Source organism: Rhodanobacter sp. FW106-HT46G03 (assembly GCF_058789895.1).
Genome location: NZ_JBYTCC010000001.1, coordinates 1,094,223 through 1,109,132, shown reverse-complemented (window position 1 = coordinate 1,109,132; position 14,910 = coordinate 1,094,223). Strand labels below are relative to the sequence as shown.

The window sequence follows — 14,910 nt, the reverse complement described above, 5'->3', positions numbered from 1 at the left end:
TTCACCGGTTGTGGTTTTGTTCAGCCCCTCGACCCGGCGGCCGCGCTTGCGCGGCCGCGGCATTCCCAAGGCACGGAAACGACGCATGGCAACCCTGAATCACCCGGTTTCACAGACGCGCTCTTTCAGCACGGTGTTCCTGATCGAGATGTGGGAGCGCTTCGGCTACTACGGCATGCAGGCGCTCATCATTTACTACATGGTGCAGCGGCTCGGGTTTCAGGACACACCAGCCAACCTCACCTGGAGCGCCGCGGCAGCGCTGATCTACGTCTCCCCCGCGATTGGCGGCTGGGTAGGCGACAAGTTTTTCGGCACCCGGCACACCATGCTGCTGGGCACGTTCGTGCTGGCGCTGGGCTACGCGCTGATGGTGGTGCCGGCGCACAGTTCCAATTTCCTGTTCGTGGCGCTGGGCGTGATCGTGGTCGGCAACGGGCTGTTCAAGGCCAACGCCGGCAACCTGGTGCGCAAGATCTACGAGGGTGACGACAGCAAGATCGACAGCGCCTTCACCTACTACTACATGGCGGTGAACATCGGCTCCACGTTGTCGATGCTGGCCACGCCGGTCATCAAGAATTACTTCAACACACCGTTCGATGGCCAGCTCACCTGGCTGCTGGGCGACAACGCCGCCAAGCTGTTCGGTGACGGACTCGGCTGGCACATCGCGTTTGCCGTGTGCAGCGTGGGTCTGCTGGTGGGCCTGGGCAACTACGCGGTGATGCGGCACACGCTGAACCACATCGGCACCGAGGAAGACGCGAAGCCGATGCAGCTGTGGAAGCTCCTCGCCGTTCTGGCTGGCGGCATGGTGGTGGTGTTTCTGTCCACCATCATCCTGCGCTACGGCACCGTGGCAAAAGCGTTCGTGTACGTCGCCGGCGCCTGCGTGCTGGGCATCTTTGCCTACCTCATCAGCAAATCCGACGTGCGCGAGAAGCCTGGGCTGGCGATTGCGTTGATCCTGGTGATCGAGACGGTGTTCTTCTTCATCTTCTACCAGCAGATGTCCACCTCGCTGAACCTGTTCGCGCTGCGCAGCGTCGACCCGGCGTTCAACGTGTTCGGCATCCACCTGTGGGATTGGGATCCGGCGCAGTTCCAGGCGTTCAATCCGATCTGGATTTTCATCCTGAGCCCGATCCTCGCCATCACCTACACCCGGCTGGCGCGGCGCAAGCGCGATTTCTCGATCGCGGCGAAGTTCGCGTTCGGCTTTCTCGCCGTGGCACTGGGCTTTTTCATCTACGGCGCGGCCGGCCACTTCGCCGTGGCGCCGGGCAAGACCAGCTCGTGGGTGATGGTGTGGGGCTACGGCTTTGCCTCGCTCGGCGAGCTCCTGACCAGCGGCCTTGGCCTCGCCTTCGTGGCGCGCTATGTGCCGGCACGGATGGGCGGCTTCATGATGGGTGCGTACTACGTCGCGTCCGGCGTGGCGCAGTACCTGGGCGGCATCGTCGCCTCGTTCGCCAGCGTGCCGGCGACCATTACCGACCCGGTGCAGATGATGCCGATCTACACCAGTCTGTTTAACTGGCTCGGCGCCGCGGGCGTGGGGTGCACCGTGATTGCGCTGGCGGCCTTGCCCCTGATTCGCAAGCTGGACGCGGCGCACGCCAACGGCCAGGTCAAACTGCCGGTCGGCGCCGAAGGCCTGCCCGCCGTTGCCAGCGAGCAATAAGCCACATGCCGGGCACCGCACGCACAAACGCTGCTGCCCTGCCCCGGCGCTCGCCGGCGCGACGCACGCTGCAAAACCGCATCGGCCCGTTTGCGCTGGCGCGCGCACTGGCGTGGCTCCGCTTGTGCGCCATCGCCGGGCAGACCGGTGCGGTGCTGGTCAGTGCGTTCTGGCTGCACCTACGCCTGCCGCTGCCGCAACTGCTGGCCAGCATTGGCGTGCTGGCCGCGTTCGCGGTGTTCGCGGCATGGCGGCTCACGCGTGCCTGGCCGGTAAGCGAGGCGGAAACCATCGCGCACGTGGGCGTGGATACGCTGGTGCTTGGCGTACTGCTGTACTTCACCGGCGGCGCGAACAACCCGTTCGTCACCTTGCTGCTGGTGCCGATCGCACTGTCGGCGGCAACCCTGTCGATCCGCGCCATCCTGGCGGTGGCCGCGATCGCCGGCACCGCCTACCTGGTGCTGATGCGCTGGCACGTACCGCTGCCGGTGCTCGACGGCGAGTACGACGACGGCTACTCGCTGCACGTGATCGGCATGGGCGTGAACTTTGTCATCACCGCGCTGTTGCTGGGCTTTTTCATCAACCGCCTCGCGCGCGCGCTGCGCAGGCAGCAACTGGCGACCCAGCGTGTGCACGAGCGCGCGCTGCGCGACGAAGGCATCCTCGCCATTGCCACCCAGGCCGCCGGCGCCGCACACGAGCTCAACACGCCACTGTCCACCATGCGCACGCTGCTGCCCGAACTGCGCCGCGAGCATGCCGACGACGAGGTACTGGCCGAGGACCTGGCTTTGCTTGAAGGCCAGGTGGACCGTTGCCGCGACATCCTGCGCGAAATGGTGGCGTTCGGTCAGGCGCAACTGTCGCAGGAACCGGAACGGATCGACGTGGCGCACTTCCTGCACAGCTGCACCGAGCGCTTCCAATTGCTGCGCCCGGAGGCCGAGCTCGATGTGCAGGTGGACGACACCACCGGCCACCTGACGCTGCATGTGCCACCGGGCCTGCGCCACTCGTTGCTCAACCTCTTGAACAACGCCGCCGACGCCTCCGCCCTGCGCGACTCGCACGAAGTGTTGCTGCAGGCGGATTGCGACGGCGACTGGCTGCAATTTTTCGTGATCGACCGCGGCCCCGGTTTCAATGCCACCGACAACGACACGCAGCTGGGCGCATCCGGCAAGCAGACCGGGTTGGGCATCGGCCTCACGCTGGCCGTGGCCACCGCCGAGCGGTTGAATGGCGAGCTGGTCACGCGCAACACCGATGCTGGCGCGCTGGTCTGCCTGCGCCTGCCGCTGGACGTGGTTTCGCCGCACTGAGCCGGGCGACCGCCGCTTTCGCGCGACGTGCCGCCGCCAGCGGCAGTCGGCAACGGCGGCATCAGACGAATGGCTTCTCACCAGCCTGAAACCGCCAGATACGCGCGGCCTTCGCGCGCATGCGGCAAAATGCGGTGTCCATCTGCCGGAACGCTTCCCCATGACCGAACCGCTGTCCACCGCCACGCCGCGTACCCTGTTGCTGGTCGACGACGACGCCACTTTCGTCCGCGTGCTTGCGCGTGCACTCGGCTCGCGCGGCTTTGAGGTGATCGCCGCCACCAACCTCGGCGACGCACGCATGCTCGCACGCCGCCACCACCCGCCGTACTGCGTGCTCGATCTGAAACTCGGCGAGGAAAACGGTCTGCGTCTGATCCCCGAATTGCACACGCTGGTGCCGGGCATGCGCATCCTGCTGCTCACCGGCTACGCCTCGATCGCCACCGCGGTGGAGGCGATCAAGCGCGGTGCCCACGATTACCTCGCCAAGCCGGTCGACGCGGATGCCGTGGTGCGCGTGCTGCTGGACGGCGACAACGGCGAAGAGGACGAGGACGTGCCGGATGCTCCGGAAGCGCCGCTGGCCCTGCGCCGCCTCGAATGGGAACACATCCAGCGCGTGCTGACCGAGTGCAACGGCAACATCTCCGAAACCGCACGTCGGCTCGGCATGCACCGCCGCACGCTGCAGCGCAAACTCGGCAAGCACCCGGTGCGCGAGCGGCCCGACAGCGAAAGTTGATCCACGCTGGCGCGCACACGTCGGCGCGCGCCGCGACATCACGCCACCTGTTCCTTCACGGCCGCGCTGCTAGCCTTCTCGCGTTCACTCTCGGAGTTGGCGTGCGTACACGTTCTGTCATCGCAACCCTGTCCGCTGCTGGCGCGGCCGCGGTGGCGATGCCGCACCCCCATCCATCGCAACCGAGCCCATGCTTCGCCGTCCGCTGAAACGCCTCGTCGCTTGTCGCCGGCATGCGCAGCGCCGTCTGCTGACGGGGCTCGCGTTTGCGGCCATGCTGCTGCTGATGGTGATGCCGACCACCGGCCGCTTGCTCGGTGTGCTGGGTGCCGGCAACTATGGCATGCCACACGCCATGACGGTGTCCGGCCATGCGGCGATGACCGCGGCAATGGCGATGCCGGACCAGCCGGCGGCCGTCGCCCTTGCCGACCACGTCGGGCATCCGTTGCCTCCAGGAGGCAACGGCCCGCATCCGGACAACGGCACCTGCCCGTATTGCCCGCTGCTCGCCAGCATGCTGGCTCTGGCGCTGTATGTGGCGCTGCTGGCGATCGCACCAGCCCATCGCCCGACATGCGCCACGCGCCACTTCGACTTTGCCGCGGGGCTGCACCGCGGCCTTGGCGCCCGCGGGCCACCCGCCCTGCTCTGAATGTACGGATACCCCTGCGCGCGTCGCTCGTGGCGCACGCAAATCTCTTTCGGAGTTTTCCATGTCGAAGTCTTTTCGCGCGGCGCCGCGTGTGTCGTTGCTTGCCATGGCCGTCGCCATGGCGCTTGCCGGGCTGCCCAGCGGCGCCCTCGCCGCCACCACGCCTGCGAACAGCCCCGAGCCACAAGGCGCGGGCGACCACGCCAACGCGCACTCGGCGGTGACACTGGGCCCGGTCTACGTGATCGGCACCGATGGTGGCGACGCCAACGCCCACACGCGCAAGGTGCCCGGTGGCGTGTACGCCACCAGTGGCGCCAGCCTCAAGGGACGCGCCATCAACAACCTTGCCGATGCGCTGCGCTACGTGCCTGGCGTGATGGCCAACAGCAATGCCGGCGGCGACGACCTCACACTGTCCATCCGCGGTTCCAACCTCAACTCGATTGCGTACGACAACGCCGGCGTCGCGCTGTTGCAGGACGGTCTGCCGGTCTCCGCGGCCGACGGCAACAACCACAACCGCATGCTCGACCCGCGGATGGCAAGCAACCTCATCGTCGCCAATGGCGCCAACGCCCTCACCTACGGCGCCAGCACGCTGGGCGGCGCGATCGACGTCATTTCGCGCACCGCGCTCAACAGCGACCCGCGCACGCTGTCGGTCACCGGCGGCAGTCACGGCAACGGCGAGGCCACACTGAGCACCGGCGGCGTCACCGGCAACTACGACGGCATGCTCACGCTGGATGCCAAGCACCACGACGGCTATCGCCGGCACAGCCACCAGAACCGCGACAGCCTGTACGCCAACGGCGGCTGGCAAGCCACGGAAAACCTCGAACTGCGCGCCTACGCCACGTACATCAACAATCGCCAGCAATTGCCGGGAGCGCTCACGCGCGACGAGTTCCACGCTGATCCGTGGCAGGCCGACCCGGCCTATGCGCTGGGCAATCACCAGTTGAACGTGACCACCGCGCGCCTCGCGCTCAAGGGCATCTGGAACCTTACCGACGACAGCTCGCTCGAGTTCGGCGTGTCGAACGAAGCGCAGCGGTTGTACCACCCGATCGTCGATGTCTACGTGCCCGGTGGCCCGGCGCCGGATGCGCCGCTGCTGGACGTCTTCAGTCTGCTCATCAACACCACCCAACGCACCACCGGCGGCATGCTGCGCTACCACCTGCATGCCGGCGACCACGACATCGTGGCCGGCGTGAACCTGGCGCAAACCACCAACCGCGGCGGCAACTACGCGAACGAGGTCGGCACCCGCGGCAAGCTGCAGGCGCTGGTGAACAAGCGCACCACCCAGGCCAACCTGTTCGCCATGGATCGCTGGCAGGTTGCGCCGGGCTGGACCCTGGTGTACGGCGCGCAAGGCACCACCACGCGCCTGATCGATCGCCAAGTCGACGGCTTCGACCATGGCAACCGCACGCCGCGCAACCAGACCAACCGGTTCAGCGCCGTCAATCCGCGCGTGGGCGTGATCCACCAGTTCACCGCCGCCAGCCAGATCTACGCCAGCGCCGGCACCCTGTACCAATCACCCAACACGTTCGACCTCGACAACGCGCGCATGGATCTCGGCCCTACCACCAGCCTCAAAGCCACGCGCGGCGAGAGCTACGAGCTGGGCATGCGCGCCGCCAGCGACGGGCACGGTGTCGGCCCACGCTGGCACTGGAGTGTTTCCGGCTACCTCGAACGCCTGCGCAATGAAGTGTTCTCGATCGACAACCCGAACGCGCCCGGCACCAGCCTCACCACGAACCTGCCGCGCACCGTGCACGCCGGCATCGAGGCACAGGCCAGCGCCAGCCTGCCGCTCGCGAACGGCACCCGGCTGGAGCCCTTGGTCAGCGCCAGCTGGAACGATTTCTCGTTCCGCCACGACCCGCACTACGGCAACCATCGCCTGCCCTCGGCACCGCGCTACGCGTTGCATGCCGAACTCATGTGGCGCACTGCCGGCGGGTATTTCCTCGGCCCCACGCTCGACGCCATCGGCACCCGCTACGCGGATTTCGCCAACAGCTACCGCGTTGGCGGCCACACGCTGCTCGGCCTGCGCGGTGGCTGGCGCCAAGGTCGCTGGGAGCTATACGCCCAGGCCGACAACCTCGCCAACCGCCGCTACGCCGCCAGCATTGGTGTATTCGATCGGGTCACCGCCACTGACGGCGTCTTGAACCCCGGTGCGCCACGCTCGCTGTATGTCGGCGCGACCTACCACTACTGACCGCGCCCAGAGGAATCCGTCATGTCTTCATTCTTTTATCGCTGGCGCCGATCGTGGTTCTGGTTTGGCCTTGGTCTCCTGCCGTTTGCCGTCAACGCCGGTGCCATGAAAATGGACATGGGCAGCGACCCCGCGCTCGGCGCCAGTGCCGCATTCGATGCGCAGGGCGCGCTATGGCTGGCCAGCGCCCACGGTGAGCATGTGATGCTGCGGCGCTCCACCGATCTTGGAAAAACGTTTGGCACGCCGATGACCGTGAACCCGGCGCCGGAGGCGGTCTACGCCACCGGCGAAAACCGGCCGAAGATCGCTTTCGGCCCGGCCGGCGCGGTTTACGTGCAGTGGACGGAAAAGCCCGCCGCCGGCTGGGTCGGCGACGTGCGCTTCGCGCGTTCCGGCGACGGCGGCAAGACCTTCTCGGCGCCGATCACGGTCAACCACGGCACCGCGCCGGCCACGCGCGGTTTCGACTCGCTTGCGGTGGCCGGCAACGGCGACATCGTTTCGGCATGGATCGACGGCCGCGACAGCGCCGCGGCAAAAGCCGCCGGCAAGCCGTACGCGGGGTTCGCGTTCTACTACACGCGATCGAGCGATGGCGGCCGCAGCTTTGCCCCCGAGCGCAAGCTGATGGACCACAGTTGCGAATGTTGCCGCACGACGCTGGCGCGGGCGCCGGATGGCACCATCGCCGCGTTCTTCCGCGGCATCTACGGCGACAACATCCGCGACCACGCCTTTGCCCTGCTGCCTGCCGGCACCGCACCGGCACACGCCGAACGCGCCACCTTCAGCCAGTGGCAGGTGGCCGCCTGCCCCGACCACGGACCGGGTCTGGCGATCGACGCGCACGGGGTGCGCCACGCAGTGTGGTACGAAGCGAAAGACGGACCGACGATCTGGTACGGCCAGCTCGATCCCGGCCATGCGCCGCGGCACATGCTGAAAATCGGCGGGCCGGGCGCTAGCCACGCCGATGTTGCCGCGCATGGCAACACCGTGTGGCTCGTGTGGAACCAGGTGAACGCTGAAGGCTACGCGCTGATGCTGCGCCGCTCGGACGACGGCGGATTGCACTTTGCGGCGCCACGCACGATCGCCACCTCGACCCACGCCGTCGGTTCGCCGCAAATCCTGCTGCGCGGCGCCCACGCCTACGCAGCGTGGAATACCACGGATGGTTTCAAGCTGATCGACACGGGGGCACGCTGATGCGCCGCTGGATGCTGCTCGCCCTGTTCACCCTCGCCATGCCCGCGCTGGCCCAGGCGCCCGCGTTGCAGCCGCTCGCGGCCAGCGACATCCCGGCCCTGCTCAAGCCGCCCGCGCAGGGCACGCGCATCATTGCCATCTGGGCGCTCGATTGCGCCTACTGCGAAGCCAACATGCAGGCGCTGGCGAAGGCGGTGCAGGCGCAACCGGACTACTACCAGCTCGTCACCGTGGCCACCGACCGCTACGCGCTGCATGCGCAGATCGCCGCGCGACTGAAGCTGATGCATATGGACGGCTATCCGGCGCGCGCCTATGTCGAGGCGGCGCCCGAGCACCTCAATTTCCTGCTCGATCCGCAATGGGGCGGCGAGACGCCACGCACCGAGGTCATCCACGCCGATGGCCGGCGCGCCGGCGCCAGCGGCGAGCTGACACCCGCACGTCTGCAAAAACTGCTGCGCTGACTCAGTGCACGCTGGCGGCCGGCGCGGGCGGCTCGGCGGTGCTGTCGTCCTCGTCGCCGTAGATCGCCACGTGCGGCACGCCGCTGGCGTCGATCCAGCCGCGGTACATGCCATCGGTGTTGAACGGGATGGCGATGTTGCCATGTGCGTCGAGCGCGATCGCGCCGCCATTGCCGCCGAGCGCGGGAATCTCCTGGTTCACCACCACCGCGGCCGCACGCTGGATCGGGATGCGCATCTGGCTCACGCGCATGCAGATCGCGTGCGCCGCCACGGTGCGGATGTAGAACTCGCCCCAGCCGGTGGCGGACACCGCGCAATCGCTGTTGGCGTAGGTGCCGGCGCCGATGATCGGCGAATCGCCGATGCGGCCCCAGCGCTTGTCGGTCATGCCGCCGGTGGAGGTGCCGGCGGCAAGATGACCGTGGACGTCCAGCGCCACCGCGCCGACGGTGCCGAAATGCTTCGCGGTTCCCTCGTCGGCGTGCAGTTTGCCGCTGGCGTCTTCCTTGCGCGCCTTCTGCAATTGCTGCCAGCGCGCATCGGTACGGAAATACGCCGCATCCACCAATGGCATGCCAATGCTGCGCGCAAAATCCTCGGCGCCGCTGCCGGCGAGCATGACGTACGGTGTCTTGTCCATCACCGCGCGCGCCAGGAGGATGGGATTCTTGATGTGCTGCACGCCGGCCACCGCCCCGGCGCGACGACGTTCGCCATCCATGATCGCCGCGTCGAGCTCGTTTTTGCCGTCGTGGGTGAATACCGCCCCCTTGCCGGCGTTGAAGTTCGGATCGTCCTCGAGCACGACGATCGCGGCGCTCACCGCGCCCACCGCGGATTTGCCGGCCTTGAGCCGCGCGTAGCCCGCTTCGAGCGCCTGCGTCAACGCGGCGCGGATCGCCTTTTCCTTGGTCGGCGTCAAATCGCGCTTGATCACCCCGGCACCACCGTGGATCACCAGCACCGGTGGCACGGCGGCTTCACTCACGGCAACGATTCCCGACAGCACGACGGCAAGCAACACGCGGTGCAAGTTCACGCAGCTTCTCCAGGACACGGGCGCAGTATATCCGCGGCCGGTGACGGGTATCACCACCAGCCATGCCCCTTAAGTACGACGCGGCGCCGATGCGATACGTCGTATCCTTGCAAGCCTATTCCCTTGCACACGAAGGCATGGCAATGAACAAGGTTTATCCCTCCGCCGCGAAAGCGCTCGAAGGCCTGCTGTTCGACAACATGACGATTGCCGCCGGCGGTTTCGGCCTGTGCGGCATTCCGGAAAACCTGATCGGCGCGCTGCTCGATGCCGGCACCAAAAATCTCACCATCGTCGGCAACAACGCCGGCGTCGACGACTTCGGCATGGGCCCGCTGCTCAAGACCCATCAGGTGAAGCGCGTGTATGCCTCCTACGTGGGCGAGAACAAGGAGTTCGAGCGCCAGACGCTGGCCGGCGAGATCGAGCTGCACCTGACCCCGCAGGGCACGCTGGCCGAGAAGCTGCGCGCCGGCGGCGCCGGCATCCCCGGCTTCTACACCCGCACCTCGTTCGGCACCAAGCTGGCCGAAGGCAAGGAAACCAAGGTGTTCGACGGCAAGGAGTACGTGCTGGAGGAAGCCATCCGCACCGACCTTTCCATCGTCAAGGCGTGGAAGGGCGACGCCATGGGCAACCTCGTGTTTCGCGAGACCGCACGCAACTTCAACCCGATGATCGCCACCTGCGGCAAGACCTGCGTGGCCGAAGTGGAGCATCTGGTGCCGGTCGGCGAGCTCGACCCGAACAACATCCACGTGCCGGGGATCTACGTCGACCGCATCGTGCAGGGCGCCAAGTACGAGAAGCGGATCGAGATCAAGACCCTGGCCGGGCAATCCACCGGCAAGGCCAACCCCACCCGCATCGCGATGGCGCAGCGCGCGGCCAGGGAGTTGCGCGACGGGTTCTACGTGAACCTCGGCATCGGCATCCCGACGCTGGTGGCCAACTACATCCCGGCCGGCATCGACGTGGTGCTGCAGTCCGAAAACGGCCTCTTGGGCATCGGCCCGTTCCCGACCGAGGAGCAGGTCGACCCCGACCTGATCAACGCCGGCAAGCAGACCGTCACCACCATCCCCGGCTCGGCGTTCTTCTCCAGCGTGGACTCGTTCGCCATGATCCGCGGCGGCCACATCGACCTGTCGATCCTGGGCGGCATGGAGGTCTCGCGCAACGGCGACCTCGCCAACTGGATGGTGCCGGGCAAGATGGTGAAGGGCCCGGGCGGCGCAATGGACCTGGTTTCCGGCGTGCGTCGCGTGGTGGTGCTGATGGAACACTGCGCGAAGGACGGCTCGCCGAAGATCAAGGAACAGTGCGATTTGCCGATCACCGGCAAGCAAGTCGTCGACCTCATCATCACCGACCTTGCCGTGTTCGAAGTGGACAAGGCCAAGGGCGGCCTGACCTTGATCGAGCTGAGCCCCGGCACGACGCTCGACGACGTGAAGGCGAAAACCGGCTGTGCGTTCGCGGTGAAGCTCTAGGACTGGGAATCGGGAATAGGAAATCAGAAAGGCGCACCGCAATGAGGGTTCACCTCAAGGCGCCCTGCCCATTCCCTATTCTCGATTGCCCATTCCCAGCTCCACAGGCCGCGCGACCTTACGCCGCCGCCGGCAGCGAGTCGGGAAACTGCACGCGCGTCACCGCGGCGCTGCCTGCCGCGGGCAATTCGAGCGGCCACGCATAACGCGCGCTGATGCGTTGTGCGATGGCCAGCTCAAAACTCGCGGGTGCGTTGGCCGCAACCGGTGGCGCGACGGCTTGCGGATCGTGGCTGACGGTCAATGCGGACGGCAGTACGGTGACCACCACGTGGCCGGATACCGCCTGCCGGCAGGCGTCGCGGATGAGCTGCCGGCACAGCACCGCAAACGCACGCACCGAACCCTGCAGCGCAAACCGCGCCGGCTCATCCAGCCGCAAGTGGATGGCGGCGTCGGTGAACAGCTCGCTGGCAGTATCCAACTCACGGCGCAGCACGTCGTTCACCACGAAGCGCTCGCCCGCACAACCGGGGTCGGATTCGCGCGCAAGGATCAACAGCACGTCGACCATGGCTTCCAGCTCGCGCGCGGCGCGATGGATGCGGCGCACCGAACGCTTGGCGGAATCGCTGATGCCGTCCTCACTGCCGAGCATGTCGACCGAGGTGCGGATGACGGTGAGCGGCGTGCGCAATTCGTGGCTGGCATCACGGGTGAAGTTGCGCTCGCGCGTGCCGTAATCGGCAATGCGTGCGGCAAAACCATGCAATGCCTCGGTGAGCGCGGCAAGGTCGGCATCGGTGCGCCGCGACAAACGCTCGGGACACAGTATTGACGGGTCGGACTGGCCATCGTGCCAGCCACGCATCAGCCCGGCCAGCGTGCGCACCGGCAGCCACGCGCGGTGCGCCACCCGCCACGCCACCACCGTCGCCAGCACCAGCACGCCAAGCACGAGCGGCAGCGGCAGCCAGCCGCGCGCCAACGCGACGCACAGCGCCACGGTCAGCGCCAGCTGCAGCGCGAACACCCAGGCAATGCGGTGGCAAAACACGCCGTCGTGACACGCGGCCGCACGTCGTTCCACCCTTGCTTTCATCACCATCTGCTGCATTTCATGCCGTCTGGACGGCCGTCGCCACTTCCGCATCGAGATCCGCGAGACGATATCCGGCCGAATGGATGGTATGTAGCAGCGGCCGCGGGAAGGGTTTGTCAATGATGCGGCGGAGGTTGTAGAGGTGCGAACGCAGCGTGTCCGAATCCGGCAGCATGTCGCCCCAGATTTCGCGCTCGATATCGCGCCGGCTGACCACGCGCGGCGACTCGCGCATCAGGATCGCGAGCAGCTTGAGCCCGATCGGCGACACCGTCAGCTCCTGCCCGGCACGGGTCAGGCGCAAGGTGGCGGTATCCAGCGTCATGTCGCCCACGGTCAACACCTCGGCCGACACCTGGCGGCGGTCGCGACGGATCAGCGCGCGCAGGCGCGCTTCGAGCTCACGCACCTCGAACGGCTTGACGAGGTAGTCGTCGGCGCCGGCCTCGAGACCGATGAGCTTGTCTTCCAGCGTGTCGCGCGCGGTGAGCATCAGCACCGGGGTCGACTTTTTCGCGTCGTGGCGCAGCTTGCGGCACACCTCCAGGCCGTCCAGCCCCGGCAGCATCAGGTCGAGCACGATCACGTCATAACTGCTGGCCACGGCCAGGTGCAGGCCGCTCGGGCCATCGGCCGCGTAATCCACCGAGTAGCCGCGGGTTTCAAGAAACTCGCCGACGGCTTCGGCGATCTGCCGGTTGTCTTCGACCAGCAGGATCAAACCGGCTTGCTCTTCGCGTCCGCTCATGTGCCTTCTCCGCGTTGGCTTCACAAATGTGAAGAAAGTCAAACGGAGGCCAGGTGAGCCGCGCGTGAAGACGCGTCAGCGCAACAGCGGCTGCAGCAGCGGCCACACGTTGTCCAGCACCTTCGGCTCGCCTGCCGCCGTGGGGTGCAGGCCGTCGGGCTGCATTAGGGCCGGATCGAGCGCCACGCCTTCAAGCAAGAAAGGCAGCAGTGCCGCGTGTTTTTCCCGCGCCAGGTCGGCATAGACCGCGCGCAGGCCATCGCGATACTGCGGGCCGTAGTTGAGTGGCAGCTCGATGCCGAGCAGCAACACCTTGGCGTGAGTGGCCTGCGCCGCACTGACCATCGCGGTGAGGTTGTCGCGCAGCTGGTCGAGCGGCAGGCCGCGCAGGCCGTCGTTCGCCCCCAGCTCGATCACCACCACCTGCGGGCGATAGGTAGCAAGCAGCGCCGGCAGGCGATTGCGTCCGGACAGCGAGGTCTCGCCGCTGATGCTGGCATTGACCACCGTCCATCCCGGCCCCATCTTCGCCAATCGGGCCTGAAGCAAATGCACCCAGCCCTGGTCGACGGCAATGTTGTGCGCAGCCGACAGCGAATCGCCCAGCACCAGCACCGTCCGCGCGCCCGCGGCCTGCACGCCAAAGGCCCCGCCCGCCAGCCACAGCAACACGATCAGGAACCGACGCATGCGCGACACGCCTCCAGCCATTCTCGAAGCCCGTGATGTTAGCAAGTCGGTGATCGGCCCCGAGGGCCCCCTGGCGATACTCGAAGATGTGAGCCTGTGCGTTGCGGCCGGGGAAAGCTTCGCCATCGTTGGCGCATCGGGCTCGGGCAAGACCACGCTGCTTGGCCTGCTCGCGGGGCTCGATACGCCCAGCAGCGGCCACGTGCGGCTTGCCGGCCACGCGCTGGAAACGCTGGATGAAGAAGCGCGTGCCGACCTGCGGCGCGAGCTGGTCGGTTTCGTGTTCCAGTCGTTCCATCTGCTGCCCGCACTTTCGGCCGAAGAAAACGTGATGCTGCCACTGGAACTTGCGGGCGATGCGCAGGCGCGGCGCAAGGCCCGCGATGCGCTTGCCGCCGTCGGGCTCGATGCACGTCGGCGACATTACCCAGCGCAGCTTTCCGGCGGCGAACAGCAGCGCGTGGCCATTGCACGTGCGTTCGTGCACGCGCCACGCGTGTTGTTTGCCGACGAACCCACCGGCAACCTGGATCAGCGCACCGGCCACCACATCGCCGACCTCCTGTTTGCGCTCAATCGCGACCACCACACCACGCTGGTGATGGTCACCCACGACAGCCAGCTCGCCGCGCGCTGCGCACGGCACATCGAGCTGCACGAAGGCCGCGTGGTGGAAACCGCGGCGACGGTCGGCGCATGAGCGTGCGCTCACCGGTGACGCAGCCCAGCCGGATTCGAAACCGGAACAACCGCCTCCGCGTCACCCATCGCCCGCTTGCAGACCGGGATTCATCCCAATGGGTCGCTGGCGGAACGATCGCGGGCTTCCACCTGGCTCTGGCGCGATGCGTAGTATCAGAGCGGTTTCGAACGCCCTGCGGGCGTCTGAGCTACTTTTCTCTGAATGGCCAGAGAAAAGTAGCCAAAAGAGAAGCCACCCCGATGGCGCGCCCTCCGGGCATCCTGCCCTCCGGGTGCGCGGGTGGGCTGCGGGGTTTTCCGACGGCACATCCCTGTGCCGGCGGAAAACTGGCCCGCCTCCGTGCGGGCCATCCTGCGGACTACCCGCCGCCCACCCGCCGCGCCATAGGGGCCCCACAAGGGCAGGCGTGCGTCCGCGCGCCCAAAGCAGAACAGCCGCGCACCACCAGTTGCGGGAGGGGCGATGCTTTGGCTTCTTCTGGCGCGCACGACGCGCGCCGCTCTTCCTGGGGCCCCTCGGCGGCGGTGAGGCGGGGTCGGAAAAGCCCGCAGGGGCGAGGCCAGGGATGGCCTCGCCTTTTCGTGCGGGCAGGAGCCCGCTCGAAAAGCCCGGCCCCGCCTCACGCACTTTTTGCCCACGGATGGGCAAAAAGCGCCGCCGCGGGGTGCCGTTTTCTCTTGGCTACTTCTCTTTTGGGCAAGCAAAAGAGAAGTAGCTCGCGCGCCCGCAGGGCGCACGAAACCGCCCTGATGCCGCACCCGCCGCACCAGCGGCGACAGCTCCACCCGCT

At 67.1% G+C, this 14,910-nt stretch carries 13 protein-coding genes; 9 read left to right on the top strand and 4 right to left on the bottom strand.

What is annotated here, in order from left to right; all coding sequences use genetic code 11:
• The first annotated feature begins 85 nt into the window (after positions 1-85).
• From AC3WP6_RS04670 to AC3WP6_RS04640, 7 genes are all read left to right on the top strand, one after another.
• A complete protein-coding gene (locus AC3WP6_RS04670) occupies positions 86-1,687 on the top strand; it encodes a peptide MFS transporter (protein ID WP_492626631.1) in 1,602 nt (533 codons plus the stop codon).
• Between the two features lie 5 nt (positions 1,688-1,692).
• Positions 1,693-3,015, top strand: coding sequence for an ATP-binding protein (locus AC3WP6_RS04665; RefSeq protein WP_492626630.1), 1,323 nt, complete (start codon positions 1,693-1,695; stop codon positions 3,013-3,015).
• Positions 3,016-3,175: 160 nt separating this feature from the next.
• Positions 3,176-3,760 carry a response regulator transcription factor gene (locus tag AC3WP6_RS04660; protein ID WP_492626629.1) on the top strand — a complete coding sequence of 195 codons (585 nt, stop codon included), beginning with the start codon at positions 3,176-3,178 and terminating at the stop codon, positions 3,758-3,760.
• A 190-nt stretch (positions 3,761-3,950) separates the two neighbouring features.
• Positions 3,951-4,415, top strand: coding sequence for a hypothetical protein (locus tag AC3WP6_RS04655; protein WP_492626628.1), 465 nt, complete (start codon positions 3,951-3,953; stop codon positions 4,413-4,415).
• Between the two features lie 61 nt (positions 4,416-4,476).
• Positions 4,477-6,663, top strand: coding sequence for a TonB-dependent receptor family protein (locus tag AC3WP6_RS04650; RefSeq protein ID WP_492626627.1), 2,187 nt, complete (start codon positions 4,477-4,479; stop codon positions 6,661-6,663).
• 21 nt (positions 6,664-6,684) lie between these two features.
• A complete protein-coding gene (locus tag AC3WP6_RS04645; RefSeq protein WP_492626626.1) occupies positions 6,685-7,875 on the top strand; it encodes a sialidase family protein in 1,191 nt (396 codons plus the stop codon).
• A complete protein-coding gene (locus AC3WP6_RS04640; protein WP_492626625.1) occupies positions 7,875-8,342 on the top strand; it encodes a thioredoxin domain-containing protein in 468 nt (155 codons plus the stop codon). The genes AC3WP6_RS04645 and AC3WP6_RS04640 overlap by 1 nt, the downstream gene beginning before the upstream one ends.
• Position 8,343: 1 nt before the next feature.
• Here the strand turns inward: AC3WP6_RS04640 and AC3WP6_RS04635 are convergent, their stop codons facing one another.
• Complete coding sequence (locus AC3WP6_RS04635; protein WP_492626624.1) at positions 8,344-9,384, bottom strand: isoaspartyl peptidase/L-asparaginase family protein; 1,041 nt, start codon at positions 9,382-9,384, stop codon at positions 8,344-8,346.
• Positions 9,385-9,527: 143 nt separating this feature from the next.
• Between AC3WP6_RS04635 and AC3WP6_RS04630 the strand changes: the two genes are divergently transcribed.
• Positions 9,528-10,877, top strand: coding sequence for a 3-oxoacid CoA-transferase subunit B (locus AC3WP6_RS04630; protein ID WP_492626623.1), 1,350 nt, complete (start codon positions 9,528-9,530; stop codon positions 10,875-10,877).
• 118 nt (positions 10,878-10,995) lie between these two features.
• Here AC3WP6_RS04630 and AC3WP6_RS04625 read toward each other — a convergent pair whose 3' ends face one another.
• The 3 genes from AC3WP6_RS04625 to AC3WP6_RS04615 form a co-directional block, all read right to left on the bottom strand.
• Positions 10,996-11,979, bottom strand: a complete 984-nt coding sequence (locus tag AC3WP6_RS04625) for a sensor histidine kinase (protein ID WP_492626622.1) — start codon at positions 11,977-11,979, stop codon at positions 10,996-10,998.
• A gap of 16 nt (positions 11,980-11,995) precedes the next feature.
• Positions 11,996-12,727 (bottom strand): response regulator transcription factor, encoded by a 732-nt coding sequence (locus AC3WP6_RS04620; protein WP_492626621.1) that lies wholly within the window; start codon positions 12,725-12,727, stop codon positions 11,996-11,998.
• A gap of 75 nt (positions 12,728-12,802) precedes the next feature.
• The gene (locus tag AC3WP6_RS04615; protein ID WP_492626620.1) at positions 12,803-13,417 is read right to left on the bottom strand and encodes an arylesterase; all 615 of its coding nucleotides are present in this window, start codon (positions 13,415-13,417) and stop codon (positions 12,803-12,805) included.
• Between AC3WP6_RS04615 and AC3WP6_RS04610 the strand changes: the two genes are divergently transcribed.
• Positions 13,416-14,117 carry an ABC transporter ATP-binding protein gene (locus tag AC3WP6_RS04610; protein ID WP_492626619.1) on the top strand — a complete coding sequence of 234 codons (702 nt, stop codon included), beginning with the start codon at positions 13,416-13,418 and terminating at the stop codon, positions 14,115-14,117. The two genes, AC3WP6_RS04615 and AC3WP6_RS04610, sit on opposite strands and share 2 nt — an antisense overlap.
• Positions 14,118-14,910: the final 793 nt, after the last annotated feature.

Excerpts from the sequence above, each read along its gene's own strand:
- AC3WP6_RS04670 (WP_492626631.1), top strand. The coding sequence starts at position 86 with ATGGCAACCCTGAATCACCCGGTTTCACAGACGCGCTCTTTCAGCACG.
- AC3WP6_RS04665 (WP_492626630.1), top strand. The coding sequence starts at position 1,693 with ATGCCGGGCACCGCACGCACAAACGCTGCTGCCCTGCCCCGGCGCTCG.
- AC3WP6_RS04660 (WP_492626629.1), top strand. The coding sequence starts at position 3,176 with ATGACCGAACCGCTGTCCACCGCCACGCCGCGTACCCTGTTGCTGGTC.
- AC3WP6_RS04655 (WP_492626628.1), top strand. The coding sequence starts at position 3,951 with ATGCTTCGCCGTCCGCTGAAACGCCTCGTCGCTTGTCGCCGGCATGCG.
- AC3WP6_RS04650 (WP_492626627.1), top strand. The coding sequence starts at position 4,477 with ATGTCGAAGTCTTTTCGCGCGGCGCCGCGTGTGTCGTTGCTTGCCATG.
- AC3WP6_RS04645 (WP_492626626.1), top strand. The coding sequence starts at position 6,685 with ATGTCTTCATTCTTTTATCGCTGGCGCCGATCGTGGTTCTGGTTTGGC.
- AC3WP6_RS04640 (WP_492626625.1), top strand. The coding sequence starts at position 7,875 with ATGCGCCGCTGGATGCTGCTCGCCCTGTTCACCCTCGCCATGCCCGCG.
- AC3WP6_RS04630 (WP_492626623.1), top strand. The coding sequence starts at position 9,528 with ATGAACAAGGTTTATCCCTCCGCCGCGAAAGCGCTCGAAGGCCTGCTG.
- AC3WP6_RS04625 (WP_492626622.1), bottom strand. The coding sequence starts at position 11,979 with ATGAAAGCAAGGGTGGAACGACGTGCGGCCGCGTGTCACGACGGCGTG.
- AC3WP6_RS04620 (WP_492626621.1), bottom strand. The coding sequence starts at position 12,727 with ATGAGCGGACGCGAAGAGCAAGCCGGTTTGATCCTGCTGGTCGAAGAC.
- AC3WP6_RS04610 (WP_492626619.1), top strand. The coding sequence starts at position 13,416 with ATGCGCGACACGCCTCCAGCCATTCTCGAAGCCCGTGATGTTAGCAAG.
- AC3WP6_RS04615 (WP_492626620.1), bottom strand. The coding sequence starts at position 13,417 with ATGCGTCGGTTCCTGATCGTGTTGCTGTGGCTGGCGGGCGGGGCCTTT.